The organism is Mesorhizobium sp. M0701 (assembly GCF_040320365.1).
Taxonomy (GTDB): domain Bacteria; phylum Pseudomonadota; class Alphaproteobacteria; order Rhizobiales; family Rhizobiaceae; genus Mesorhizobium.
Genome location: NZ_JAMYPO010000069.1, coordinates 1 through 21,907, shown reverse-complemented (window position 1 = coordinate 21,907; position 21,907 = coordinate 1). Strand labels below are relative to the sequence as shown.

The 21,907-nt window shown below is 62.6% G+C and carries 24 protein-coding genes and 1 pseudogene; 19 read left to right on the top strand and 6 right to left on the bottom strand.

The genetic code is table 11. The features are described from left to right. Window positions 1-294: 294 nt before the first annotated feature. From NKI24_RS33800 to NKI24_RS33790, 3 genes are all read right to left on the bottom strand, one after another. Window positions 295-651, bottom strand: coding sequence for a DUF488 domain-containing protein (locus NKI24_RS33800; RefSeq protein WP_352750510.1), 357 nt, complete (start codon window positions 649-651; stop codon window positions 295-297). Between the two features lie 57 nt (window positions 652-708). Then, a complete protein-coding gene (locus NKI24_RS33795) occupies window positions 709-1,965 on the bottom strand; it encodes an aminopeptidase (protein WP_352750508.1) in 1,257 nt (418 codons plus the stop codon). Between the two features lie 80 nt (window positions 1,966-2,045). Next, window positions 2,046-2,960: a LysR substrate-binding domain-containing protein gene (locus NKI24_RS33790; RefSeq protein WP_352750506.1), complete on the bottom strand. Its 915-nt coding sequence runs from the start codon at window positions 2,958-2,960 to the stop codon at window positions 2,046-2,048. A 97-nt stretch (window positions 2,961-3,057) separates the two neighbouring features. Between NKI24_RS33790 and NKI24_RS33785 the strand changes: the two genes are divergently transcribed. The 3 genes from NKI24_RS33785 (at window position 3,058) to sbmA (ending at window position 5,927) form a co-directional block, all read left to right on the top strand. Next, the gene (locus NKI24_RS33785) at window positions 3,058-3,267 is read left to right on the top strand and encodes a hypothetical protein (protein WP_352473371.1); all 210 of its coding nucleotides are present in this window, start codon (window positions 3,058-3,060) and stop codon (window positions 3,265-3,267) included. A 112-nt stretch (window positions 3,268-3,379) separates the two neighbouring features. After that, window positions 3,380-4,534, top strand: a complete 1,155-nt coding sequence (locus tag NKI24_RS33780; protein ID WP_352750504.1) for a YbfB/YjiJ family MFS transporter — start codon at window positions 3,380-3,382, stop codon at window positions 4,532-4,534. 115 nt (window positions 4,535-4,649) lie between these two features. After that, window positions 4,650-5,927, top strand: coding sequence for a peptide antibiotic transporter SbmA (sbmA, locus tag NKI24_RS33775; protein ID WP_352484070.1), 1,278 nt, complete (start codon window positions 4,650-4,652; stop codon window positions 5,925-5,927). A gap of 25 nt (window positions 5,928-5,952) precedes the next feature. On the opposite strand, the gene NKI24_RS33770 is transcribed toward sbmA, so the two are convergent. Further along, a complete protein-coding gene (locus NKI24_RS33770) occupies window positions 5,953-6,945 on the bottom strand; it encodes a polysaccharide deacetylase family protein (RefSeq protein WP_352750503.1) in 993 nt (330 codons plus the stop codon). Window positions 6,946-7,151: 206 nt separating this feature from the next. Between NKI24_RS33770 and NKI24_RS33765 the strand changes: the two genes are divergently transcribed. After that, window positions 7,152-7,817, top strand: coding sequence for a tetratricopeptide repeat protein (locus NKI24_RS33765; protein ID WP_023674063.1), 666 nt, complete (start codon window positions 7,152-7,154; stop codon window positions 7,815-7,817). 6 nt (window positions 7,818-7,823) lie between these two features. After that, window positions 7,824-9,257 carry a ribosome biogenesis GTPase Der gene (gene der / locus NKI24_RS33760; RefSeq protein WP_352505258.1) on the top strand — a complete coding sequence of 478 codons (1,434 nt, stop codon included), beginning with the start codon at window positions 7,824-7,826 and terminating at the stop codon, window positions 9,255-9,257. Between the two features lie 252 nt (window positions 9,258-9,509). Here the strand turns inward: der and NKI24_RS33755 are convergent, their stop codons facing one another. Further along, a complete protein-coding gene (locus NKI24_RS33755; RefSeq protein WP_352449941.1) occupies window positions 9,510-10,265 on the bottom strand; it encodes an SDR family NAD(P)-dependent oxidoreductase in 756 nt (251 codons plus the stop codon). Between the two features lie 190 nt (window positions 10,266-10,455). On the opposite strand from NKI24_RS33755, the gene NKI24_RS33750 reads away from it, so the two are divergent. The 7 genes and pseudogenes from NKI24_RS33750 to NKI24_RS33720 all read left to right on the top strand — a co-directional run. Next, window positions 10,456-11,028, top strand: coding sequence for a L,D-transpeptidase (locus NKI24_RS33750; protein WP_352449940.1), 573 nt, complete (start codon window positions 10,456-10,458; stop codon window positions 11,026-11,028). Between the two features lie 199 nt (window positions 11,029-11,227). Beyond that, window positions 11,228-11,362, top strand: a complete 135-nt coding sequence (locus tag NKI24_RS33745; protein ID WP_352449939.1) for an ABC transporter — start codon at window positions 11,228-11,230, stop codon at window positions 11,360-11,362. Window positions 11,363-11,510: 148 nt separating this feature from the next. Further along, window positions 11,511-12,083 carry a hypothetical protein gene (locus NKI24_RS33740; protein ID WP_352449964.1) on the top strand — a complete coding sequence of 191 codons (573 nt, stop codon included), beginning with the start codon at window positions 11,511-11,513 and terminating at the stop codon, window positions 12,081-12,083. 200 nt (window positions 12,084-12,283) lie between these two features. Then, the gene (locus NKI24_RS33735) at window positions 12,284-12,871 is read left to right on the top strand and encodes a protein-S-isoprenylcysteine O-methyltransferase (RefSeq protein ID WP_352449963.1); all 588 of its coding nucleotides are present in this window, start codon (window positions 12,284-12,286) and stop codon (window positions 12,869-12,871) included. A gap of 11 nt (window positions 12,872-12,882) precedes the next feature. Continuing rightward, window positions 12,883-13,662 (top strand): hypothetical protein, encoded by a 780-nt coding sequence (locus tag NKI24_RS33730; protein WP_352449938.1) that lies wholly within the window; start codon window positions 12,883-12,885, stop codon window positions 13,660-13,662. After that, window positions 13,659-14,549: an SDR family NAD(P)-dependent oxidoreductase gene (locus NKI24_RS33725; protein WP_352750500.1), complete on the top strand. Its 891-nt coding sequence runs from the start codon at window positions 13,659-13,661 to the stop codon at window positions 14,547-14,549. The genes NKI24_RS33730 and NKI24_RS33725 overlap by 4 nt, the downstream gene beginning before the upstream one ends. A gap of 39 nt (window positions 14,550-14,588) precedes the next feature. Beyond that, a pseudogene (locus tag NKI24_RS33720) lies at window positions 14,589-14,819 on the top strand (ribosome biogenesis GTPase Der); the annotation flags it as partial. Between the two features lie 192 nt (window positions 14,820-15,011). Here the strand turns inward: NKI24_RS33720 and NKI24_RS33715 are convergent. Beyond that, the gene (locus NKI24_RS33715; RefSeq protein WP_352743415.1) at window positions 15,012-15,932 is read right to left on the bottom strand and encodes a LysR substrate-binding domain-containing protein; all 921 of its coding nucleotides are present in this window, start codon (window positions 15,930-15,932) and stop codon (window positions 15,012-15,014) included. A 120-nt stretch (window positions 15,933-16,052) separates the two neighbouring features. Here NKI24_RS33715 and NKI24_RS33710 point away from each other — a divergent pair, with 120 nt between their 5' ends. The 7 genes from NKI24_RS33710 (at window position 16,053) to NKI24_RS33680 (ending at window position 21,599) form a co-directional block, all read left to right on the top strand. Then, complete coding sequence (locus NKI24_RS33710; protein WP_352743413.1) at window positions 16,053-17,372, top strand: MFS transporter; 1,320 nt, start codon at window positions 16,053-16,055, stop codon at window positions 17,370-17,372. A 107-nt stretch (window positions 17,373-17,479) separates the two neighbouring features. Further along, on the top strand, window positions 17,480-18,664 hold the full coding sequence (locus NKI24_RS33705; RefSeq protein WP_352750497.1) for a cell wall hydrolase: 1,185 nt from the start codon (window positions 17,480-17,482) through the stop codon (window positions 18,662-18,664). 255 nt (window positions 18,665-18,919) lie between these two features. Continuing rightward, entirely contained in the window at window positions 18,920-19,318 is a 399-nt protein-coding gene (locus tag NKI24_RS33700; protein WP_352750496.1) for an AtpZ/AtpI family protein, read from the top strand. A gap of 70 nt (window positions 19,319-19,388) precedes the next feature. After that, window positions 19,389-20,147: a F0F1 ATP synthase subunit A gene (locus tag NKI24_RS33695; protein ID WP_352750494.1), complete on the top strand. Its 759-nt coding sequence runs from the start codon at window positions 19,389-19,391 to the stop codon at window positions 20,145-20,147. A gap of 68 nt (window positions 20,148-20,215) precedes the next feature. Continuing rightward, on the top strand, window positions 20,216-20,440 hold the full coding sequence (locus tag NKI24_RS33690) for a F0F1 ATP synthase subunit C (RefSeq protein WP_006206606.1): 225 nt from the start codon (window positions 20,216-20,218) through the stop codon (window positions 20,438-20,440). A gap of 81 nt (window positions 20,441-20,521) precedes the next feature. Next, window positions 20,522-21,097 (top strand): F0F1 ATP synthase subunit B, encoded by a 576-nt coding sequence (locus NKI24_RS33685; RefSeq protein WP_352449932.1) that lies wholly within the window; start codon window positions 20,522-20,524, stop codon window positions 21,095-21,097. Between the two features lie 10 nt (window positions 21,098-21,107). After that, window positions 21,108-21,599, top strand: a complete 492-nt coding sequence (locus tag NKI24_RS33680) for a F0F1 ATP synthase subunit B (RefSeq protein ID WP_352750492.1) — start codon at window positions 21,108-21,110, stop codon at window positions 21,597-21,599. The last annotated feature ends 308 nt before the right edge of the window (window positions 21,600-21,907 follow it).

Below are 21,907 nucleotides of genomic sequence, written 5' to 3'. Positions count from 1 at the left end.
AGGACCCATCACCTTCCGACACGGATTGCAGCACTTCCTGTCCATCGCCCATGGATGGGCGCTTCGAAATGTGTGAATCGCCTAGCACGAAAGTGGGGGAGAGGTGGCTCGGCGAAGCCGAGACGGAGAGGGGGAGCACTCTAGGAAAGCCCCCTCTCCGGCCGCGTGGCCGCCACCACACCCCCCGAAGCGGGGGGGCGGGACCCCGGGCTTGAGATGTCGGAGGGAAGCACCCCTCTGGCCGTCGCTACGGCCTTCGCCAATCTCCAAAGTCACAGGACGCAGGCTCGCGCTTCAGTCCGTCTCACGCAAATAGCTCGCCAGTGCCACCGCATTATTGTGCGCCTCGTCATGCGCGCCGTAGAGCAGCGTCACCCGGCCTTTGCCCAGCAGAGCGCGCAACTGGCCGACCGCCTCGCCGTTCCGGTCGAGCTCATCGCGGTATCGCCGCTGGAATTCCGCCCAGCGCGCCGACTCATGACCGAACCATTTGCGCAACCCATTGCTCGGCGCGATGTCCTTCAGCCAGACCGTCAGCGCCGCGTCCTCTTTGCGGACGCCGCGAGGCCATATACGGTCGACGAGCACCCGCTGCCCGTCATCGGGCGCCGGCTGCTCATAGATGCGCTTGACCGCGAGCTCCATTGCCAACTCCGCATGGGCCAGCAGGCGCCGCTGCTTGCTGGTCTTCGCTTAGAGATCCCGGGCCTAAACCCACTCGCCCTTGCGCATCACCGGCACGCGGCTGCCGTCCTTATGGACGCCGTCTATGTCGATCTTGTCCGAGCCGATCATCCAGTCGATGTGGATGAAACTCTTGTTGCCGCCGCGCGCCGCGATCTCGTCCTGGCCGAGCGAGGCGCCGTCGACGAAGCACTTCGAATAGCACTGGCCGAGCGCGATGTGGCAGGCGGCGTTCTCGTCGAACAGCGTGTTGAAAAACAGCAGCCCACTCTTGGCGATCGGCGAGGAATGCGGCACCAGCGCCACCTCGCCGAGACGGCGCGAGCCTTCGTCGGTATCGAGCACCTTTTGCAGCACATCCTCGCCCTTCGTGGCCTTGGCCTCGACAATGCGGCCCGCCTCGAAACGCACCGCAATGCCGTCGATCAGGGTACCCTGATAGGACAGCGGCTTGGTGCTGGTGACATGGCCTTCGACGCGCCTTGCATGCGGTGTGGTGAAAACCTCTTCGGTCGGGATGTTGGGGTTGCAGGTGATGCCGTTCTTGGCGGTCGAGGCGCCGCCCATCCACTCGTGGCCGTCGGCCAGCCCGACGGTCAGGTCGGTGCCGGGACCGGTGAAATGCAGTGCGTGGAAATTGTGGCCGTTCAGCCATTCGGTGCGGCTCTTCAACGCCGCATTGTGCGCCGTCCAGTTGCCGATCGGGTCTTCGACGTCCACCCGCGAGGCGGCAAAGATGGCGTCGGCGAGCTTGGCCACGGCGACGTCGTCGGCGTCGTCCGGGAATACCTGCTTGGCCCAGGCCTGATCGGGATAGGCGACGATGTTCCAGTTGATGTCGAAGCCGGTGATCTTCTCCAGCGCCGGCTGGTAGGCCATCGAATTCGCCTTGTTGGCACGCGCCACCTTTGCCGGGTCCTGCGCCGAAAGCAGCGACGGATCCTCGCCGCGCACGGCAAGCCTCGCCGCATTGTTGGCGAAGGCTTTTGCCATGCCTTCATAGAGCCAGCCGGCGGCGCGGTCGAAGCCGGCGTCGGCGCCGTAGCGGAAGCGCGCGAGCGTGATCTCATCGTCGTTGAAGATCGGCGTCACCAGGCCCGCGCCTGCCTTGTAGGCGTGCTCGACGATCCGCCGCGTCAAAGGCAGCGCGGCAATAGACGAGGTCAGCACCAGATCCTGCCCCGGCTCCAATTGCAGCCCGACCTTGACGGCGACCTCCGCCAGCCTGTCGAGCTTCACCGGGTCGATGCTTGCGGAAACGCCGCGCGAATGTGTGGTCATGATCCTGCCTGCCGTGATTGGGGACTGTTTCTTACATAGACCGGCGCTAACGACCTTTCCACCGTGATGTGCCGGCAGCCCTAGCTGGCCCTCTCGAGCGACCTGAACTGCGCCATCGTCGCCTCGATCTCTTCGCGGATCCAGATCTTGAAATCCCTGACCTTACGGCTTTCGTTCTTGCTGGCCGAGGTCACCAGCCAATAGCCGAGCCCGCTCTGGGCGCGTACGCCGAAAGGCGCAACGAGACGGCCGTCGGCCAGCGCGTCGGCGGCCAGCAACTGCCAGCCGAGCATAACGCCGTGGCCGGCAATCGCCGATTCCAGGCACAGCATCGGATCTGTGAAGCGCGCGCCCTTCATGAAGGTGACCGGCTTCACCCCGGCCGCTTCGAACCAGCTCTCCCAACTGATCATCGATCTTTCGTCCGTGATCGCACAGGTCAAAGCAAGGTCCTCGATCGATTTCAGCTTGCTGGCGATCACCGGTGCACAGACCGGAAACACCTCCTGCGCCAGCAGCAATTCGGCCCGCCCGCCCGGCCATTTGCCGTCGCCGAGCCGGATGGCGACGTCGATGTCCGAACGATCGAGATCGGCAAGCCGCACCGAGGCATCGATGCGCAGGAGCACGTTCGGATGGCGGGCAAAATGCCGGGACAGCCGCGGCAGCAGCCATTTCGAGGCGAAAGCCGGCGCCACCGAAACCACCAGCGTGCACTCCGAGCTTTCATCGGCAAGCGCCACCGCCTGTGCAAGTTCGCGAAACCCGGCGCTGAGCCGCGCGGTAAAGACGGTGCCGAATTCGGTCGCCACCAGGCCAGCTGGCGTTCGTTCGAACAGCGCCCGGCCGAGCTGCTTTTCTGTTCGGTTGATCTGCTGGCTGACGGCGCTGACCGAGACGTTGAGCTCGCCGGCCGCCGCCGCAAGCGAGCCCAGGCGGGCAACGGTTTCCACGGCGCGCAAGCCGTTGAGATGGACGCGGTTCAGAGTAGCCATACAGTTTTTCTAAACTGGAGCGGCGGAAATCTCAATTGCCGGACGCTAACGAACGGCGGATTCTAAGTGGGTTAGGCAGAGTGAGGAGGCAAATCCGATGAAGATTTTATCATGGCTCGGCGCCTTTTCCCCGATCGGAACCCAGCCGCACCGGCATGACAGCGAGGCCATCAATTGGGTGACCGATCCGCTGTCGCATCCGGTGCTCGACACCATGTCGGAGCGCGAACTCGCCGACATGCCGTTCAGGCTGACCGCGCGTCGTACCCGCTTCGAGACGGCCCCGCCAAGGACCTGCTGCGGCTGAACAAGGACTTGCTGGCACTCAGGTGAGCCGGCCGCCGACGCGGCTGCGCAGCCCTTCTGGCCCAATAAAAGGCGGATTGTCTCGCCGGCAGGCGCACCTATGGTGCACCGCGATGAACATCGCTTCGCCCTTGCGCCTGGCAATCGCCGGCATGATCGCCCTGGCCGTCGCCATGGGCATCGGCCGCTTCGTCTATACGCCGATCCTGCCTGGCATGATGGAAGAGCTCGGCCTGTCGCCGGCCGATGCCGGCTGGATCGCATCGGCCAATTATCTCGGCTACCTCGTCGGCGCGCTTGCCGCCACCGGCGGCTGGGCGCAAGGCCGCGAGCGTCAGCTGATGCTGGCCGGCCTTGCCGCCACCGCGATCCTCGCCGGCTTGATGGGCCTGACCGGCACGATGCCCGGCTTTCTCCTCATCCGCTTTCTTGCCGGCCTCGCCAGTGCCTTCGTGCTGGTCTTCATGACCAGCATCGTTTTCGGCCACCTCGCCGCGGCCGGTCGAAACGACCTGCAGGCGCTGTATTTCGGCGGTGTCGGCCTCGGCATCGCGGCATCCTCGGCGCTGTTGGCAGTCCTCGTCACCGAACATGCCGGCTGGGCGGCGGGCTGGCTGTGGTCCGCGGTGATTTCGGCCTGCGGCTTTGCCGCCGTCGCCTTGCTGGCCGGCGGCACCTCGGCCGCGAACAGCACCACCGGGAGCGAGCCGGCACTGCCAAAAAACCCGTCACTGGTGAAGATCATTGTCGCCTACGGCCTGTTCGGCTTCGGCTACATCGTCACGGCGACGTTCCTGGTCGCCATCGTCCGCCAGGGCGGCGGGGGCCGCGTCTTCGAGGCCGTGGTCTGGATGGTCACCGGACTTGCCGGTTTCCCATCGGTCTGGCTGTGGCAGAAGCTTACGGCCAGGATCGGGCTCTATGCCACCTACGCCCTAGGGTGTTTGGTCGAGGTGGTCGGGGTCAGCGCCAGTGTCATCATGGGCGGGCGCACGGGGCCGCTACTCGGCGGCCTTCTTGTCGGCGGCACCTTCATCGCCATCACCGCGCTTGGCCTGCAGGCCGGCAGGCAGCTTGCTCCGCAAGCACCACGCCGGATGCTGGCGGTAATGACGGCCGCCTTCGGCCTTGGCCAGATCATCGGCCCGATCGTCGCCGGGCTGCTTGCGCAGGCCTCGGGTAACTTTTTCCTCGCCTCGATCGTGGCCGCCGCCGTCCTGCTCGCTTCCGGCGCGATCGCCTGGTCGGCTGCGCCAAAATCGCCATGATTATGGTCTTGCTCGGTTGCGGGCATCGGGCACGGGCATTTTCTTTCCCACTAATGTGTGACTTATGCCCGCTGACCAACGCCGCTGATTTGCGCCGACCGAGGATTTCGCCACAGTGTTCGTATCGTTTTTTCCGCAGCCGAAGCTCTTTTTCACCTCGGCCGCCGTCTGGAGTGCGGTCATGGTGGCCGTGTGGTTTCTCGGCGGCGACCAGCTAGGCGCTTTGGTCGGATTTCCCCTCCCTGCAGTGGACGCGGCGCCGATCATTGGCGTTTCCGTTTTCTGGTCGCCTCCGTTCCTTTGGTTCTACATCTATTTTACACTTGGTGTGCTGCTCTTTTACGCCTTCTGGCATTGGTATTCCCCGCACCCGTGGGACCGCTGGTCGATCCTTGGCAGCTCGCTGATCTTGTTCACGACCTATTTTCAGGTTCAGGTAAGTGTAGCGATCAATGCCTGGTACGGGCCGTTCTGGGATCTGATCCAGGGCATTGTGAGCAAAAGTGTGAAGGCGACAGAGTATGATGTTTATGCGCAGTTAATAACTTTCCTCGGCATCGCTCTGGTGGCTGTTACTGTTTACGTTCTGACAAATTTCTTTGTAAGCCATTGGGTGTTTCGCTGGCGGACAGCGATGAACGACTACTACATGTCCTATTGGCCTAGGGTGCGGAGCATCGAGGGAGCTTCCCAGCGCGTGCAGGAAGACACGATGCGCTTTTCAAAGATCATGGAAGATCTTGGGACCAGCTTTATTGATTCGATAATGACTTTGATCGCCTTCATGCCGATTTTGCTTGCCTACTCAAAGCACATTACGGCATTGCCTTTCATCGGTCAGGTGCCGCAGCCGTTGGTTTTGGCTGCGATCTTCTGGGCGATGTTTGGGACGGTATGCATTGCCACCGCCGGCATAAAGCTGCCCGGCTTGCAGTTTCGCAACCAGCGCGTCGAAGCCGCTTACCGCAAGGAACTTGTTTATGGTGAGGACGATCAGTCCCGAGCGCAGCCGCCGACCGTTTCCGAATTGTTCGGAAATGTGCGCCAGAACTACTTCCGGCTCTATTTCCACTACGTCTATTTCAATGTGGTCCGCTATCTCTACTTGCAACTAAATACCATATTCCCTCTTTTTTTGATGACTCCTTCGTTGGTCGCCGGAACCTTGACGTTGGGTCTCGTCAACCAGGTCAATTCCGCGTTCAGCCAAGTGACCAGCTCGTTCCAATATCTTGTTAATTCCTGGTCAACGATCGTTGAGCTCTTGTCAGTCCACAAGCGGCTGCGAGCGTTCGAAGCCACGATCAAGGGCGAGCCGCTGCCGGCGATCGACCAGCACTATCTGGAACGTGAGCAAGCCGGGCTGCGTCCTGAGGACCAGCCGGCAAGCTAAGACTGGCGGGCGGCGAGCACTGGGCTCAGCCGCCCACCGCCGTCTGCCTTTCTCCGCGCCGCGCGACATAATCGCGAAAACTGATGCACTCGACGTCCGCTTTGACGCAGACCTCGCCGGCAAAGCGTTCCAGCGCGTTCCAGTAGGCGCCGTCATTCATCAGCGTGAAGTGGAAGCCGAGCTCAAGCGGAATGCGCTTGCCCTGGTATTGCGCATCAAAGGCGGCGCGGAACGCGTTATAGGTCCGGTCAGCGAACTCTTCCGCCATGCTCGGCCGCTCGAAGCCGCCGGAATGTCTGACATAGAGATTGTAATCCATGGCGATCACCCGCCTTGAGCTCGGCCCTTCCGGGATCTGCGGCAGCGAAAAGCGCGTGATGCCGTTGACGGTCGGCGGCTCGACCGGCCCGCGCGAGACGCCGCTTGCGTCGAGCAGGAAGCCGGCCGCGGGCAGCGCCTCGTAAAGCGCCTTGTTTGCCGACAGATAAGGCGCGCGGAAGCCGACCACTGCCTTGCCTGCGAAATCGCGCCAGCCCTTCGGTTCAGGAGCAATGCCGTTGATCGAATAGGCGTTTTGGAGAATATGCTTGAACGAGCCGAACTCGCTCAGCCAGTCGGCTTTGCTCCAGTCCTTGCCGTCGAAATGGCCGCAGCCATGGCTGCCGATATCGTGGCCTTCCGAGGCGGCAAGATTGATCTGCTGGAGCCGGTCGGCGACTTCCTGTTTGGAGGCGGCAAAGCCGATATTCGATTTGCCGGGTGTTTTGCCCGGCGCGGTGTATTCCTTGCGCGTCTCGGGTGACAACAGAAACACGCAGGAGACAAAATAGGTGAAATGCGCACCTGTGCGTGCGGCCAGCGCCCGGCTGCGCTGCCACTGCGAAATGTCGCGGGCGCTGTCGAATGAGATGATGACGATCTGCTTCGGTTTTGCGGGCGGCGCCGGCGGGTCGGCAAAAGCCGCGCCGGCAGCAAACACGGCAATGGAAAACGCAATAACGCGGGACAAACGGGGCAAAGGCATCTGACTTGATTTAGGGAATGTAGAAGCGACGCCTACCGGTGAAATATGGCACGGGTAGGATCGACCTGTACGGCCGCCGTTGACGGCGACTGCCTCGTGAATAGGCGATTTTCCTGCCGAACCCCTTCCATGCCGGCAAAATTTCGCTAAAACGCGGGCTCATCAACCGCCCCGCCTGGGGCAGGAAATGGTTTTGATCCATGTCGGACGACAGTTTTATCCGCGAAGTCAACGAAGAGATTCGTCGCGACCAGGCGCATGCGCTGTGGGACCGTTTCGGTCCCGCCTTGCTCGTGCTGGCCGTGCTGGTGGTGCTCGGCACTGCCGCTGTCGTCGGCTACCGCTATTGGGACGAAACCCGCGCCAACCGCTCGGGCGATGCCTTCTCGCAGGCGCTGAAGCTCGCCAATGACGGCAAGAACGACGAGGCGCTTGCCGCTCTGGAGGCGTTGGAGAAGGACGGCTACGGCGCCTATCCGCTGCTCGCCCGCATGCGCGCGGCAACCGTCAAGGCGGACAAGGGCGACGTCGACGCCGCCGTCAAGGATTTCGACGAGGTCGCCGCCGACACCAAGATCCCCTCCGGCATTCGCGACATGGCCCGCCTCAGGGCAGCGCTGCTTCTGGTCGATCACGGCTCTTTCGCCGATGTCTCCAGCCGCGTCGAGGCGCTCACCGCCGACACCAACACGCTGCGCCATACGGCGCGCGAGGCGCTTGGCCTTGCCGCCTGGAAGGAAGGCAAGGCGGCGGATGCATTGAAGCTGTTCGACCAGATCGCCGCGGACGACGGCGCCCCGCGCAACACGCGCGAGCGGGCGACATTGATGTCCGAGCTGATCCGCGGCTCGGGCGGCGTGTCGTGATAGTCCATGACCTTCAAAGTCGCCATCATCGGCCGGCCTAACGTCGGCAAATCGACCCTTTTCAATCGGCTGGTGGGAAGGAAGCTGGCGCTTGTCGACGATACGCCCGGCGTCACACGCGATCGCCGCGTCCATGCCGCAAAGCTCTACGACCTGCATTTCGACGTCATCGACACCGCCGGCTTCGAGGATGCGGCTGCCTCGACGCTGCCCGGCCGCATGCGCGCCCAGACCGAGATCGCCATCCGCGAGGCCGACCTGATCTTTTTTACGATCGATGCCAAGTCCGGGCTGATGCCCGACGACAAGACGTTCGCCGAGATCGTGCGCAAGTCCGGCAAGCCGGTTGTCGTCGTTGCCAACAAGGCTGAGGCGCGCGGCGCCCAGGGCGGCATGCTGGAGGCCTGGGAGCTCGGCCTTGGCGAACCGATCCCGGTCTCGGCCGAACACGGCCAGGGCCTGCCCGATTTGCGCGACGCGGTGATCGCAGCACTTGGCGAGGCGCGCGCCTTCGGCGAGGACGAAGAGGCCGGCGAGGATGAGGTCGCCGCCAGCGAGGTGCTAATCGGCGAGGACATCACCGACCCGGACGCCGAGCCGAGCTATGACGACACCAAGCCGATGCGCATCGCCGTCGTCGGCCGCCCCAACGCCGGCAAGTCGACGCTGATCAACGCACTAATCGGCGAGGAGCGGCTGTTGACCGGCCCTGAGGCCGGCATCACTCGCGATTCCATCTCGGTCGACTGGGACTGGCATGGCCGCCGCTTAAAATTGTTCGACACCGCCGGCATGCGCCGCAAGGCCAGGATCCACGAAAAGCTCGAAGTGATGTCGGTGCAGGACGGCTTGCGCGCCATCCGCTTTGCCGAAATCGTCATCATCGTGCTCGACGCCACCATTCCCTTCGAGAAGCAGGATCTGCAGATCGCCGACCTGATCATCCGCGAGGGCCGTGCCCCGGTGATCGCCTTCAACAAATGGGACCTTGTCGATCATCCCCAGGAGTTGCTGGCCGAGCTGCGCGAAAAAACCGAGCGGCTGCTGCCGCAGGCGCGCGGCATGCAGGCGGTGCCGGTGTCGGCCGAGACCGGGCGTGGCCTCGACAAGCTGATGGACGCTGTCATCAGGACGCATCGAGTTTGGAACAGCCGTGTGTCGACCGGCAAGCTCAACCGCTGGCTGGAAGGCATCCTGGCGCATCATCCGCCGCCCGCTGTCGCCGGGCGTCGGCTGAAGATCAAATATGTCACGCAGGCCAAGACGCGGCCGCCGGGCTTCGTCGTCTCCTGCTCACGGCCGGATGCGATGCCGCAATCCTACGTCCGCTATCTCTCGAACAGCCTGCGCGAGGCTTTCGACATGCCCGGCGTGCCGATCCGCATCGCCTTGCGCACCTCGGACAACCCGTTCGCCGGCAGGGCGAAGAAGCGCCGCTGAGCTGCGCGTCTTCTGGGCGCCAGCATCAGGCTACGCTCCGCAGGCCGCTCGCGGGCAGCGCCTGCACATTTTCGGGAAGGCGATTCCACCGACACCTGCAGCAGGATGTCGGCAAGTCGCGCCGCCACCGGGTCTGGCTCGGCCTTCCTTGCGATGCGGCAACAGGCCCATCTCAGGCAGTGCGGGCAGCCCGGCGATCTCCGGCGTCATCGCCCTGACGGTGGCCGGCGCGAGTGGGGGCAGCCTCTGCACCTAATGGGCGGTGTAAGCTCCGTCCACCAGATGGTAGCTCCCAGTGATAAAGCTGGCCTGGTCGGACAAGAGGAAGCATACAAGAGCCGCTACCTCTTCCGGTTTCCCGCGCCTGCCCATCGGCTGAAGACCTGCCATGCGCCGGCTGGCTAATGCCTCCATTTGCTCCGATAAAAGAGGCGTTTCGATCCAGCCGGGGCCGACTACATTGATCCGGATGCCCATCCTGGCATATTCGATCGCCGCAACTTTGGTTAGTCCAACGACTCCGTGTTTCGCTGCCGTGTATGCGGACGCAGTTGGCAAGCCGACGGAACCGAGAACGGAGGACATGTTCACGATGGCGCCTCCGCCTCGATCCAGCATCGCGGCGATTTCGTACTTCATGCTGTAGAAAACGCCATTAAGATTGACGTTTATCAGCTTGTGCCAGTTGTCGAGCGGATAGTCTGCCGTTGCTTTTCGAACGCCGTCGATACCTGCATTGTTTACCGCCATATCCAGTCCGCCGCATTTCTGGACAGTGAACTCGATCAGCTTTTCCACGGCTGCTGCATCCGTGACATCTACCGCAAAGTCGTAGGCCCTGCCTCCTTGCGAGCTTATTTCGGCGGCTTTGCACTGCGCGGCCTCGGCGTCAAGGTCGGCGACAACAACCTCGGCTCCTCCTTGCGCGAGTTGCCGTGAAACAGCGGCTCCTATTCCGGAGCCTGCGCCGGTCACAATCGCGACTTTACTATGGAAGTCAGGCTTCATCGTCTCTGTCCTATGCCCATTTTGACATAACCGAAACAGAGGCAGACGGTTATCGCAAGAAGTTTCGCTCCAATTCGCTTGTCAATCCTGTGAATTCATTTTTGCCACCACACAGCGAGACTTGGCCCGCAGCCCTTGGAATGGTAGAGACGAGGGCGGCGGTAGATGACCAGTTTCCTAGCAGGTAGAAATGGAAGAACACCACATTGCGCGCCGGGGGCTCGTGCTGGGTAGTCTGGCTCTGATGGTCTCCGGATGTACGTCGATTTCATCCGCGTTCGGACCAAGGCGTGGCCTGAATCCTCGTTACCGACGGCAGCATGTGCGGTACGACGGAAACGAGCCGGCCGGAACAATCGTCGTCGATACTTCGCAACGTTTTCTCTATGCCGTCGAGACGGACGGGTGGGCGACGCGCTACGGCGTCGGCGTCGGCGAGCAGGGACTTTCGTTCAAGGGTACAGCGACCGTCGGCCGCAAGGCGGACTGGCCGTCGTGGACACCCACCGCCAGCATGATGAAGCGCAAGCCGCGCCTGGTGCAGTATGCAGGGGGGGTCCCTGGCGGACCAAACAACCCGCTTGGTGCGCGTGCCCTTTATCTCTATCGCGACGGGCACGACACCCACTTCCGGATACATGGTACAAACGAGCCATGGACGATAGGCACAGCGGTATCGAACGGGTGCATCCGTATGATAAATGACGACGTCATTGACCTCTACGACCGTACTCCTTTGGGCACGACGGTGGTGGTTGTTTGATGGTGGGCAGGCTTGATCTCCGTTGGATGGTGAACCCTGCCAGCACGTCACCGCAAAGGTGCCGCCGGCAACCGGGTGCCAACTGTGTCATTTCTGCACTAGGCGTTGGTGTAGATCACAGCTAACTTGGTGGGGCTGCATATCGTTCTAGTTGTGGCGATTCTATAGGCTATTCCGCCCCCGGGGAAAGGATTGCTTGATGAACAGGATATTGATTGCAATGGTTACTGTGCTCGCCGTTGCCAGCCTGAGCGGCTGCGCGAACGACTGGATCGGCAAAGGAAAGGGTAAGGCTCCGGCACCCGCTCCGGTAGAGGAACCAGTGATTAAGTAAGGACCGGCTTGTATGGGGAAGGGGTGCCAAGCCCTTCCCCATACATACGCAGCCGGGGCTTTGGCCGGCTTCATAGCATACGGCGCGGTTGGCGGGCATAGGCCGTTATTAGATCTGTGCTTCGTGAAGTTCGGGAATGGACGCGGCGATGACGCTTGTAAGTAGCCGTCTCTTGCTTGTGGCGTTGGTGGCCCTCCCGGCAGCGGCATGTCAGACGAAAGACCTGCCGCCCCAGCCGAATTTCGTATCTTATGCCAATGGCGGAGCTGCGCCTCAAAAAAACGACGAGCGGTACTTCATCGAGTTCCGCTCCCGCTACGCCCTAAGCTACGGCCACACCTACGCAGTTTTTGGGCGCCTGGACCGGGCCGGGAGAATGATCGATCCCCAAGTCGCGGGCCTTCACCCGGCTTCGAACAGTGCGGTTCCCTATGTTCTGGGCCATATCGTGCCGGTGCCAGCCGAAACCGGGTGGAGCGACGGTGATCTGGAAGAACCATACAGATCCGCAAGCTGGCAAATCATATTGACCCGGGCCGAATACGACAAAGTCGTTGCCTACATCCGCAAGCTGCAGGCGAGCTCGCATGTCTGGCAGGCGACGGTCTTGAACTGCAACGGTTTCGTGGCGGACATCGCTCATTCCATGGGATATAAGACTCCCGCCATTCAGCTCCGGCCGCAACAATTCATAACCGAGCTTCGGGAGATGAATACATAACCAAGATTCGAGGGATGAATGGGACCGAATGCGATCGGTACTGCCCCTCCGGCTTTCGCGTCTGCGGACTAACTCGGAGAGGATCGCTGCGCCTGAAGGTCGGCCGGTGACGAAATCGAGGCGATGGGTGAACTGGCCATACTCAGGGGCAGCTGCTACAGTCGCGATCGCAGAAAGGGCGCTGGTGACCTGAAGTGAGCATTGCGGCAGCCTCACTTGGCGAGGTCATTTGGGTAATCGGCATCGTTGCTTGGTACGTGATCCGGTATCCCTTCGAGCGCCGGGCAAGGCGCGTGCGAATTGTAACTGGCTACCGCTCACGTTCCGACATCGTCGGGCTTGCATCTGCTCTGTTTGGCCTCGCAATCCTGCCTGCCTTCTATGTTGTCACCGGCATGCCCGCAGCGGCTGACCACCCGGCCAGCGCGTGGGCCGTGGCTCTCGGCACAATCATCTTCTGCTCCGCGCTATGGGTTTTTCGCAGGTCCCACAAGGAACTTGGCCGGAACTGGTCGATTACGCTGGAGATCCGCGAACGGCATGAACTGGTCAGCGCCGGGCCATACGCCTTGGTCCGTCACCCTATGTACACCTCTTTCCTGCTTATGGGGCTCGGCCAGGTCTTTCTGCTGCCGAACTGGATTGCGGGCATATCGGGTTTGATTGGGTTCGCAGTCCTTTTCCTGCTGAGAGTGGACGAGGAAGAGCGTATGATGCTGGAGAATTTCGGTCCGCAATACCGTGCCTATATGGAAAAGACCAAGCGAATATTCCCTTATCTTTATTAGAGGTACGTTTGATGCGAGGCCGAGCCCTCAAGCTTTCCGCGCCCCGGCGCCTTGTTGGCGATCTGATGAGGTTTTCGATCGGCGTGCCACGGGTCGCGGTGCAGCGTCAGATGAACCTCGGCCCACTCGTAAGGGCTAGGATGGCGCAGCAGGCCAGGCCCTCGTGGACCGCGATCTTCCTGAAAGGATATGCGCTTCTCGCCCTAGAGATGCCGGAGCTGCGGCGCGCCTATGTCAAGTTGCCCTGGCCGCAGCTTTACGAGTATCCGGCAAGCGTAGCCTCGATTGCCCACGAGCGCGAATATGATGGCGAGCCGGCCGTTCTGCTGAGCTGCATCAAGCGCCCGGAGCGCTACTCCATCACGGAACTTGAGGGATCCATCCACGCGGCTCGATCACGGCCGATCCTGGAGGTCCCGGAGTTCCGGCGTGCCTTGCGCATGGCAGGTGCGCCCGCGCCAGTCAGGTGGCTGCTTATGTGGCTAGGGTTGAACATCGCCCGGCAAAGGTCAAATTACTTCGGTACCTTCCAACTGTCCGTCTATTCTGGTCTCGGTGCGGAATCACTCAACCCGCTGACACCATTGACCACGCTTCTCAACTACGGTCCCATCGGCAAAGACGGATCGGTGAATGTCCGCATCCACTACGATCACCGGGTCATGGACGGAGCGAACGTTGCACGAGCACTGGAGAGATTCGAAAAGATCCTGAACGGCATTGTCGCCAATGAAGTGATGCTGCTCGATCAAAGTGTTGCCGCTCCTGCAGGACAGAGGAACGCGACATGATTTCGCGCTGTGAATTCCGGCCAGCCGTCGTCGTGATTGGCGGCTCGGGTGGAATTGGCCGGGCAATTGCGAGCGTCGCTGCACGGGAGCGCGGTGCGGTTGTGCTGGTTGCCCGCTCGCCCGAGGGTTTGGCCGCTGCGGCGTCTGAGGTTCGGGAGAGGGGTGGCGAGGCATTCACGCTCGAGTTGGATCTCGTGGCAGGCGATGCGCCAACGCGCCTGGAGGGCTTCCTGTCCGCACACGGCCTGGTCTGTGATGTCCTGGTCAACAGCGCCGGCTATGGCCTGCGGGGCGCGACGACGGCGCTGCCTATTGATGGTCAACTCGGCATCATCGATCTCAACATACATTCCCTCACAGAACTGACCCTCCATTTTCTGCCGGGAATGGTGGCGCGCCGACGGGGCGGGGTGCTCAATCTCAGTTCCGTGGCCGGGTTCGTTCCCGGGCCTTATATGGCTCTGTACTTCGCTAGCAAAGCTTTCGTGCGCTTCTTCTCAGAGGCGCTTCACCAGGAATTGCGCCGAACCGGTGTGACGGTCACATGCGTTGCACCAGGCCCGGTGTCGACGGAGTTTCTCGCAAGGTCAGGCGCCAATCAGACGGTGCTCTTCAACATCTTGCCCAAGGTGGATCCGGAGTATGTGGCTGAACGGGCGTGGCGAGGGTTCAAATCCGGTCGTCGCCTCGTCGTACCGGGGATCTCGGCCAAGTTGGCTGCCCTTGCGGCAGCGCTCCTGCCTTCCGCAGCGCTGCTGCCCCTGGTCGGCCGGCTGCAACGCGGCGGCAATGATCGATGTCCTTGCGGTTCAGGTATGAAGTTCAAGAAATGCTGCGGTACCCGCCAGATTCAGCTACGCCGGGGCCCTCGGGGAATTAGCCCCTGACCGCAGCACGCCACCGAAAAACCTCATTGAAGCAAGAGACCGCTCGCCGATGACGGGCGTCGGCTGAAGATCAAATATGTCACGCAGGCCAAGACGCGGCCGCCGGGCTTCGTCGTCTCCTGCTCTCGCCCCGATGCGATGCCGCAATCCTATGTCCGCTATCTCTCGAACAGCCTGCGCGAGGCTTTCGACATGCCCGGCGTGCCGATCCGCATCGCCTTGCGCACCTCGGACAACCCGTTCGCCGGCAGGGCCAAGAAGCGCCACTGAGGGGAGCTTTCAGGGGCGCTGCGCCTGCGCTCGGCTCGGGAGTAACGCAAGAGCGTCGTTGCGGTGCAGGATCTTTGCTAACGCTGGCAGGACAGAGGGGGGTGTGAAGAAATTCGACGCAGGATGTGCGGTTCTGGATCGCTGTGCCTTCGGAAGTCTTGCGACGTCGCCTCAAAACTGTCTTGTCGAAACCTAAGCGACGTCTCTTAGCCCCTCATCCATCCGCGCACCTTGCGGCAACGCTTCCAGCGCTGCCTGCAGCAGGATGTCGCCAAGCCGCGCCGCGACCGCGTCGGGCTCGGCCTCCTTGCGATGCAGGAACAGCGCCATCTTGGGCAAGGCGGGCAGCCCGGCGATCTCCGGCGTCATCGCCCTGACGGTGGCCGGCAGGCCGATATCGGTGCGGATCGTCAGTCCGAGTCCGGCGGCGACGGCTGCCCAGATGCCGCCAAGGCTCGGGCTGGAGAAGGCCATCCGCCATGACAGGCCGGCACGGTCCAGCGTTTCAGTCGCCACGCTGCGCAGCAGGCACGGCGCCTCGAGCGCCACCAGCGCTAACGGCTCGCCTTCGCGCAGGCTGGTTTCGATCTGTCTTGCCGGGCCGATCCAGCGCATCTGGACGTCGGCGACATGCCGGCTGTAAGGCAGCGTCGCGCCATTGTGCCAGGCAAGCGCGATATCCAGGCTGCCCGAAACGATCCGTTCGGCAAGCTCATGGCTGCGTGCGATCCTGGCCTCGATCTTGACCTTGGGATGGGCGCGGGCGAAGCGCCCGAGCACCTCCGGCAGCACCGCCTCGCCGAAATCCTCCTGTAGCCCAAGCCGCACCCAACCCTCCAGCTCGACATCGTGGATGGCGGAGGCGGCCTCGTCATTGAGCTCGATCAGCCGCCGCGCGTAGCCGAGCATGGTCTCGCCCGCGTCCGTCAGCGCCAGGCCACGCCCAGATTTGCGGAAGATCGGCGTCGCCGCCTGCTCCTCCAGCTTCTTCAATTGCGCACTGATTGCCGAGGTCGAGCGGCCGAGCCGGTCGGCGGCCTTGGCGAAGCTGCCCAGCTCCATCCCGGTAACGAAGCTGCGCAGGACGTCGAGATCGAATGTCACGCGTCGCATGCCAATAATCCTGATATTCGGGACATTACGTCAAAAACTGCCTGATATTCAGTACGAAGCTATGGCGGTAGAGAGAGCGCGTCAAGACCGAATGCAGCCGACCCATGCAGGAGCTGAACCATGTCCGCTGTCGCCACACGAGCAGATTGCAAACCGCTTCGCCCGGCCGCCGTTACCACCCCGTCAGAGGCGGCGGTGCTTCGAGCCAATCATCGCTGGAAGGTGCTGGGCATCGGCGTCGCCGCCAATGCCTGCTTTTCCGCGACCTTCTCCGGCATTCCGGCGACGGCGGTGTTCCTGCGCTCAGGCTACCATCTCTCCAATGGCGAACTCGGCCTGGCGCTTGGCCTTCTCGGCCTGGGCGTGGCGCTGAGCGAATTGCCGTGGGGGCTGCTGACCGATCGCTGGGGCGACCGCCGCGTGCTGCTGACGGGGCTCGGCGCAACCGCGGTCTGGCTGCTCGTCATGGCCGCGCTGGTCGTGCCGTCACTGGCCCATATTCCCGGCATCGCGCTTCTCGCCGCTGCCTTGCTGGTCACCGGATTGCTCGGCGGCAGCGTCAACGGCTCCAGCGGCCGCGCCATCATGGCCTGGTTCGGCGAAGGCGAGCGCGGCTTTGCCATGAGCATCAGGCAGACGGCGGTGCCGCTTGGCGGCGGGCTTGGCGCGCTCGTGCTGCCGTCGCTCGCTTCAGCCCATGGCTTCACGGCGGTCTTCGGACTTCTGGCGGCTGCATCCGCGGTCTCGACCTCGCTCGCCTGGCGCTGGCTGCATCAGCCGCCGGCGCATGACGATGCCAATTCGGGCAGCATGGCATTGTCGGCCGGCCCGGCGCCGCTGCGCAACCCGGCCGTCTGGCGCATCGCAACAGCCATCGGCCTGCTTTGCTTTCCGCAGGTGGCGGTGCTTACATTTGCTTCCGTGTTCCTGCATGATTTCGCCGGCATGGGAACAGCCGTGATCAGCGCCAGCCTGGCTGCCGTGCAGGTCGGCGCCATGGTCATGCGCGTCTGGAGCGGCCGCTACACCGACCGTCACGGCAACCGCCGGTCGTTCCTGCGTCTGTGCAGCATGCTGAGCGTGGCCGCCTTCACCGTGCTTGCGGCGCTCGTCTTGTTTTCGGCCCAATTCTTGTCAGGCCAAGCGCCGATGCTGTCGCCGGCGATCGTTGCGGTGCTGGTCGTGGCCGGTATCTGCGTCTCCTCCTGGCATGGCGTTGCCTACACCGAGCTTGCGACGCTGGCCGGCGCCAGCCAGGCCGGAACGGCGCTCGGCCTCGCCAACAGTCTGGTCTTCATTGCCTTCTTCCTGGTGCCGATCGCCATTCCCGGGCTTCTCGTGCTCTGCTCGTGGGCAGGCGTCTGGCTGGGTGCGGCTATTTGCGCGCTGATCGCCTGGCCGATCTTTCTTCCGTCAAGCGATGGCCGCAAAAGCGCCTGACTTCGACACGAGATGGGAAAACAACGTTCTAAGCTGTTAACGCCCCATCAAGGTTAATGCATCATTGTAGCTCTCCAGTGGGGTCCGTCGCGTTTCTGGAGAGTTCCGTGCATCGACGTGTTTTGACGCGGCTTGTCGCCGCCGCCGGTGAGAAAAAGCGTTCCTTCCTGTCTCCCCTCGTTATTGGCCTTGGCATCTGGATCGGCTTTCCGACGGTCGCTGCCTATCAGGACATGACCAGCCTGGTCTCCGGCCTGGAGGCGCCGAGCGTCCGCTGGAACGCCTATGTCGAGAAATCCGTCGCCGGCTCCGTTCACGCCGCCGAAATGCCCTTCCTCGATTCCAGCAGCACCGGCTCGCTCTCCGGCTCCGGTGTCCAACTGCCCGGCATCGGCTCCGTCTCGTTTCGCGGCAAGGGCAGCATCGCCGGCACGACGCCGGACGAGAACCGCATCACGCGTGCCGACAAGAAGGGCCGCATCATCCAGGTCTCGCCCGTCTCGCCGCCGAAAAACTTCAATGCCGGCTCGATCTTCGAGCGCACCTCCTCGCTGCTCCGCCCAAGCATGGACAGCGGCCTGAGGATGGCTTTCGCCAAGCCCGAGATCAAAGGCAAGGAAATCCAGATCGCCGCCGCCTTCCACACGCGCATCGACAAGAAGCCGGATCCCGGCGTACCGGCGATGCTTGCCGCGCTGGTCAACAACGATCATCCCGACGTGCTGGCGACCGCCTACGCCTCGTCGGCTCCCGATTATGCACAGGCGTCGCCCTTCGAGGCCTTGCTGCAGGACGAGGACCCAAACGACGGCCGCTTCATTCCGCCGCTGAGTAAGGGCGATCATTCCTGGATGCAGACGCCGCTGCCGGCGAGCGTCTTTTCCAAACCGGAGCAGGCCTGTCTCGCCAACGGCATCTATTTCGAGGCGCGCGGCGAATCCGTGCGCGGCCAGGCCGCCGTCGCTCAGGTCATCCTCAACCGCGTCCGCAACCCGACCTATCCGAACTCGATCTGCGGCGTCGTCTACCAGAACGACAACTGGTTCAACCGCTGCCAGTTTTCCTTCGCCTGCGACGGCAGGAAGAAGCGCATCGACAACCACGCTGCCTACCAGACCGCACAGGATGTCGCCATGGCCGTCACAGCCGGCAAGATCTTCATTCCGGAAGTCGGCTCGTCGACCCATTATTACGCCAACTACGTCCATCCGGGCTGGGCGCGGACGATGCAGAAAATGACCAGGATCGGCCTGCACATCTTCTACCGCACCTATGGCGGCGGCTGGAGCTGAGCGCTCGGGCAGCCCTTGCATCTTTCGCGCGAGAGCGGCCGATCGAAGGCCCGTCGCCGTAGGGATTCGGCCGCAGCCCGCCAGAGGCCGCGTCGGGCACGATGTCGCACCCGAGCAAGTAGCTGATTTATAACAAAAAAATACTTGAGCTTGAACGTCTGCCCGTGGCTTGACGGGCGCGGACCCTCTAACTATGTTGCCGGCGACTTTAAGAAGCGGACGGACGGTGACGGTCTGACCGGGCAGGGGGGTTGCGTGGCCGACAAGAATGGGCCAGACGGAACCGGAAAAACCGGCCGCGGCAAGCAGCATGAAGCCGACATCCGCGACGAGGATCTTGAGCGCCGCCGGCGCGAGCTTGAAGCATCGCTTGCGGCAAGACGACCGGACCGGCTCGAGGGGAAAGACGACGCGAAGGCGGGCAGTGCGGTCGGGTACGGCCAGGCGCTCAAGCTGTCCAGCGAGTTCATCGCCGGGATAGTGGTCGGTGCGGCTCTCGGCTGGTTTATCGATCGCGTGGCGGGGACATCGCCATGGGGTCTGATAGTCGGGCTGCTGCTGGGTTTTGGCGCCGGCGTGCTCAACGTCCTGCGTTCAGCCGGGCTTGTGTCGGAATTCGGAACGGGCGACAAACCGCGCGATCCGAAAGAATGAATTGAGGCGCCGCATGCCGGCGCATTGACCAGAATGCTGAAGCCGTCTGCGGCTTTGATGGGGATTTAAAGTGGCTGCTGACAAGGTCGATCCGATCCACCAATTCCAGATCCATCCGATCATTCCGATTCACATCGGCGGCTACGACTTGTCTTTCACCAATTCGGCTCTGTTCATGCTTGCGACGGTTGCTGTCGCATCGGCGTTTCTCTACCTCAGCACGTCGAGCCGCAGCCTGGTTCCGGGCCGCCTTCAGTCGGTCTCGGAAATGGCCTATGAATTTGTCGGCAATATGCTGAGGGACGCCGCGGGCACGCAAGGCATGAAGTTCTTCCCCTTCGTGTTCTCGCTGTTCATGTTCGTGCTTGTCGCCAACCTGCTTGGCCTGTTCCCTTATTTCTTCACCGTCACCAGCCACATCATCGTCACCTTCGGCCTCGCTGCGCTGGTGATCGGAACCGTGATCGTCTACGGCTTCATGAAGCACGGTCTCGGCTTCCTGAAGCTGTTCGTGCCGAAAGGCGTGCCCATCGTGATGATGTTGCTTGTCGTTCCGATCGAAATGATTTCCTTCGTCTCGCGCCCGGTCAGCCTCTCGGTTCGTCTGTTCGCCAATATGTTGGCCGGCCACATCACGCTGAAGGTGTTTTCGGGATTCGTCGTCAGCCTCAGCGCTCTCGGCACGCTTGGCATTGCGGGTTCGGTCCTGCCGCTGGCGATGGCCGTGGCTTTGACGGCTCTGGAGTTGCTCGTGGCGCTTTTGCAGGCCTACGTCTTCGCCGTGCTGACCTGCATGTATCTTAACGACGCCCTGCACCCTTCGCACTGATTTAGAGTTTCCGGCATTGCCGCCGGATGGAATCGCAACGGAATTTTAGATCCAAAGGAGTTGAATAAATGGACGCAGAAGCAGCAAAGTACATCGGCGCCGGCATCGCATGCCTCGGCATGGGCGGCGCGGGCATTGGCCTCGGCAACATCTTCGGCAGCTATCTGGCGGGCGCGCTGCGCAACCCGTCGGCCGCCGACGGCCAGTTCGGCCGTCTGATTTTCGGCTTCGCCGTGACCGAAGCGCTGGGTATTTTCTCGCTTCTCATCGCGCTTCTCGCCCTGTTCGGCTGAATGCTTGTTCGGCTGAACATTGGCAAGAATTGAACAGGCCGGCCGCGATCCTGCGGCGGGCCTGAATTTCGGGGATAGCCCATGTTCGTGACATCTGCCTTTGCGCAAGAGTCCGCGCCCGCCGTCGAAGGCGGCAGCGCTGGGACCGGCGTGCCCGCCGAGGCGCACGGCACGTTTCCGCCATTCAATCCGGCGACGTACCCGTCACAGCTGCTGTGGCTGGCAATCACTTTCGGGCTGTTCTACCTGTTCTTGAAACGGGTAGTGATGCCGCGCGTCGGCGGCATCATCGACGTTCGCAACGACCGCATCACGCAGGATCTCGATCATGCTGCCCGGCTGAAAAGCGAGGCCGATGCCGCCGTTGCCGCCTATGAGCAGGAATTGGCGGAAGCCAAGGGCAAGGCCAATGCGATCGGCCAGCAGGCCAACGATGCGGCCAAGGCGGAAGCCGAAGCTGCCCGCAAGACGATCGAGGCAGCGCTTGACCAGAAGCTTGGCGAGGCCGAGGCGCGCATATCTTCCATCAAGGCCAATGCCATGAAGGAAGTCGGCACGATCGCCGAGGACACCGCTTCGGCCATCGTCGAGGCGCTTGTCGGCGGCAAGGCTAGCAAGGCCGAAATCGCGGCCGCGGTCAAATCCGTGGCCGGGTGAGGAGCGCATCATGGACGCCACATCTCTCGCGACGCTTTGGGCAACGGTTGCCCTCGTAATCTTCCTCGGCATTGCCATCTACATCAAGGTGCCGGGCATGATCGCCAAGGCGCTCGATGCCCGCGCCGACAAGATCAGCAGCGAGCTCGAGGAAGCGCGCCGGTTGCGCGAAGAGGCCCAGCAACTGCTTGGCCAATACCAGCGCAAGCGCAAGGAAGCCGAGCAGGAGGCCGCGGCCATCGTTGCCGCCGCCAAGCGTGAAGCCGACATGCTTGCCGCCGAGGCGCACAAGAAGACCGAGGACTATGTCGCTCGGCGTACCGCCTTGGCCGAGCAGAAGATCGGCCAGGCGGAGCGCGAAGCAATCGGCGAAGTGCGCGCCAGCGCCGTCGATATCGCGGTGGAAGCCGCGCGCGCGCTGCTGGCCGGCAAGATCGACGCCAAGGCCGGCGCCGACCTGTTCAACGCCTCGTTGCAGGATTTGAAGGCCAAGCTGAACTGAACGGCTGCATCTACAAGTCATCGAAGCCGCCCGGGAAACCTGGCGGCTTTTTTGTTAGCGAAAGCGGCTGAGCGCGTAATCTCCCCCCTCGAGGGGGAGATGGCCGGCAGGCCAGAGGGGGTCGCCGCGCGTGAAGCGCCAGCCTTCTCTTTCGTCCCGCATGGCGTCGCGCCAGGACGTACCGACCCCCTATGTCGCCTTTGGCGACATCTCCCCCCTCGAGGGCTAGGGCGTATACACATCTTGCTGCGACGGATTGACTCGGTTGTGACGTGTCGGATTCCGCCGGCGTGTGCTGTATGATTCTT

Excerpts from the sequence above, each read along its gene's own strand:
- NKI24_RS33685 (WP_352449932.1), top strand. The coding sequence starts at position 20,522 with ATGTTCGTGACATCTGCCTTTGCGCAAGAGTCCGCGCCCGCCGTCGAA.
- NKI24_RS33680 (WP_352750492.1), top strand. The coding sequence starts at position 21,108 with ATGGACGCCACATCTCTCGCGACGCTTTGGGCAACGGTTGCCCTCGTA.
- NKI24_RS33785 (WP_352473371.1), top strand. The coding sequence starts at position 3,058 with ATGAAGATTTTATCATGGCTCGGCGCCTTTTCCCCGATCGGAACCCAG.
- NKI24_RS33755 (WP_352449941.1), bottom strand. The coding sequence starts at position 10,265 with ATGAAGCCTGACTTCCATAGTAAAGTCGCGATTGTGACCGGCGCAGGC.
- NKI24_RS33780 (WP_352750504.1), top strand. The coding sequence starts at position 3,380 with ATGAACATCGCTTCGCCCTTGCGCCTGGCAATCGCCGGCATGATCGCC.
- NKI24_RS33740 (WP_352449964.1), top strand. The coding sequence starts at position 11,511 with ATGACGCTTGTAAGTAGCCGTCTCTTGCTTGTGGCGTTGGTGGCCCTC.
- der (WP_352505258.1), top strand. The coding sequence starts at position 7,824 with ATGACCTTCAAAGTCGCCATCATCGGCCGGCCTAACGTCGGCAAATCG.
- NKI24_RS33690 (WP_006206606.1), top strand. The coding sequence starts at position 20,216 with ATGGACGCAGAAGCAGCAAAGTACATCGGCGCCGGCATCGCATGCCTC.
- NKI24_RS33795 (WP_352750508.1), bottom strand. The coding sequence starts at position 1,965 with ATGACCACACATTCGCGCGGCGTTTCCGCAAGCATCGACCCGGTGAAG.
- NKI24_RS33765 (WP_023674063.1), top strand. The coding sequence starts at position 7,152 with ATGTCGGACGACAGTTTTATCCGCGAAGTCAACGAAGAGATTCGTCGC.
- NKI24_RS33750 (WP_352449940.1), top strand. The coding sequence starts at position 10,456 with ATGGAAGAACACCACATTGCGCGCCGGGGGCTCGTGCTGGGTAGTCTG.
- NKI24_RS33745 (WP_352449939.1), top strand. The coding sequence starts at position 11,228 with ATGAACAGGATATTGATTGCAATGGTTACTGTGCTCGCCGTTGCCAGC.
- NKI24_RS33710 (WP_352743413.1), top strand. The coding sequence starts at position 16,053 with ATGTCCGCTGTCGCCACACGAGCAGATTGCAAACCGCTTCGCCCGGCC.
- NKI24_RS33715 (WP_352743415.1), bottom strand. The coding sequence starts at position 15,932 with ATGCGACGCGTGACATTCGATCTCGACGTCCTGCGCAGCTTCGTTACC.
- NKI24_RS33790 (WP_352750506.1), bottom strand. The coding sequence starts at position 2,960 with ATGGCTACTCTGAACCGCGTCCATCTCAACGGCTTGCGCGCCGTGGAA.
- NKI24_RS33725 (WP_352750500.1), top strand. The coding sequence starts at position 13,659 with ATGATTTCGCGCTGTGAATTCCGGCCAGCCGTCGTCGTGATTGGCGGC.
- NKI24_RS33730 (WP_352449938.1), top strand. The coding sequence starts at position 12,883 with ATGCGAGGCCGAGCCCTCAAGCTTTCCGCGCCCCGGCGCCTTGTTGGC.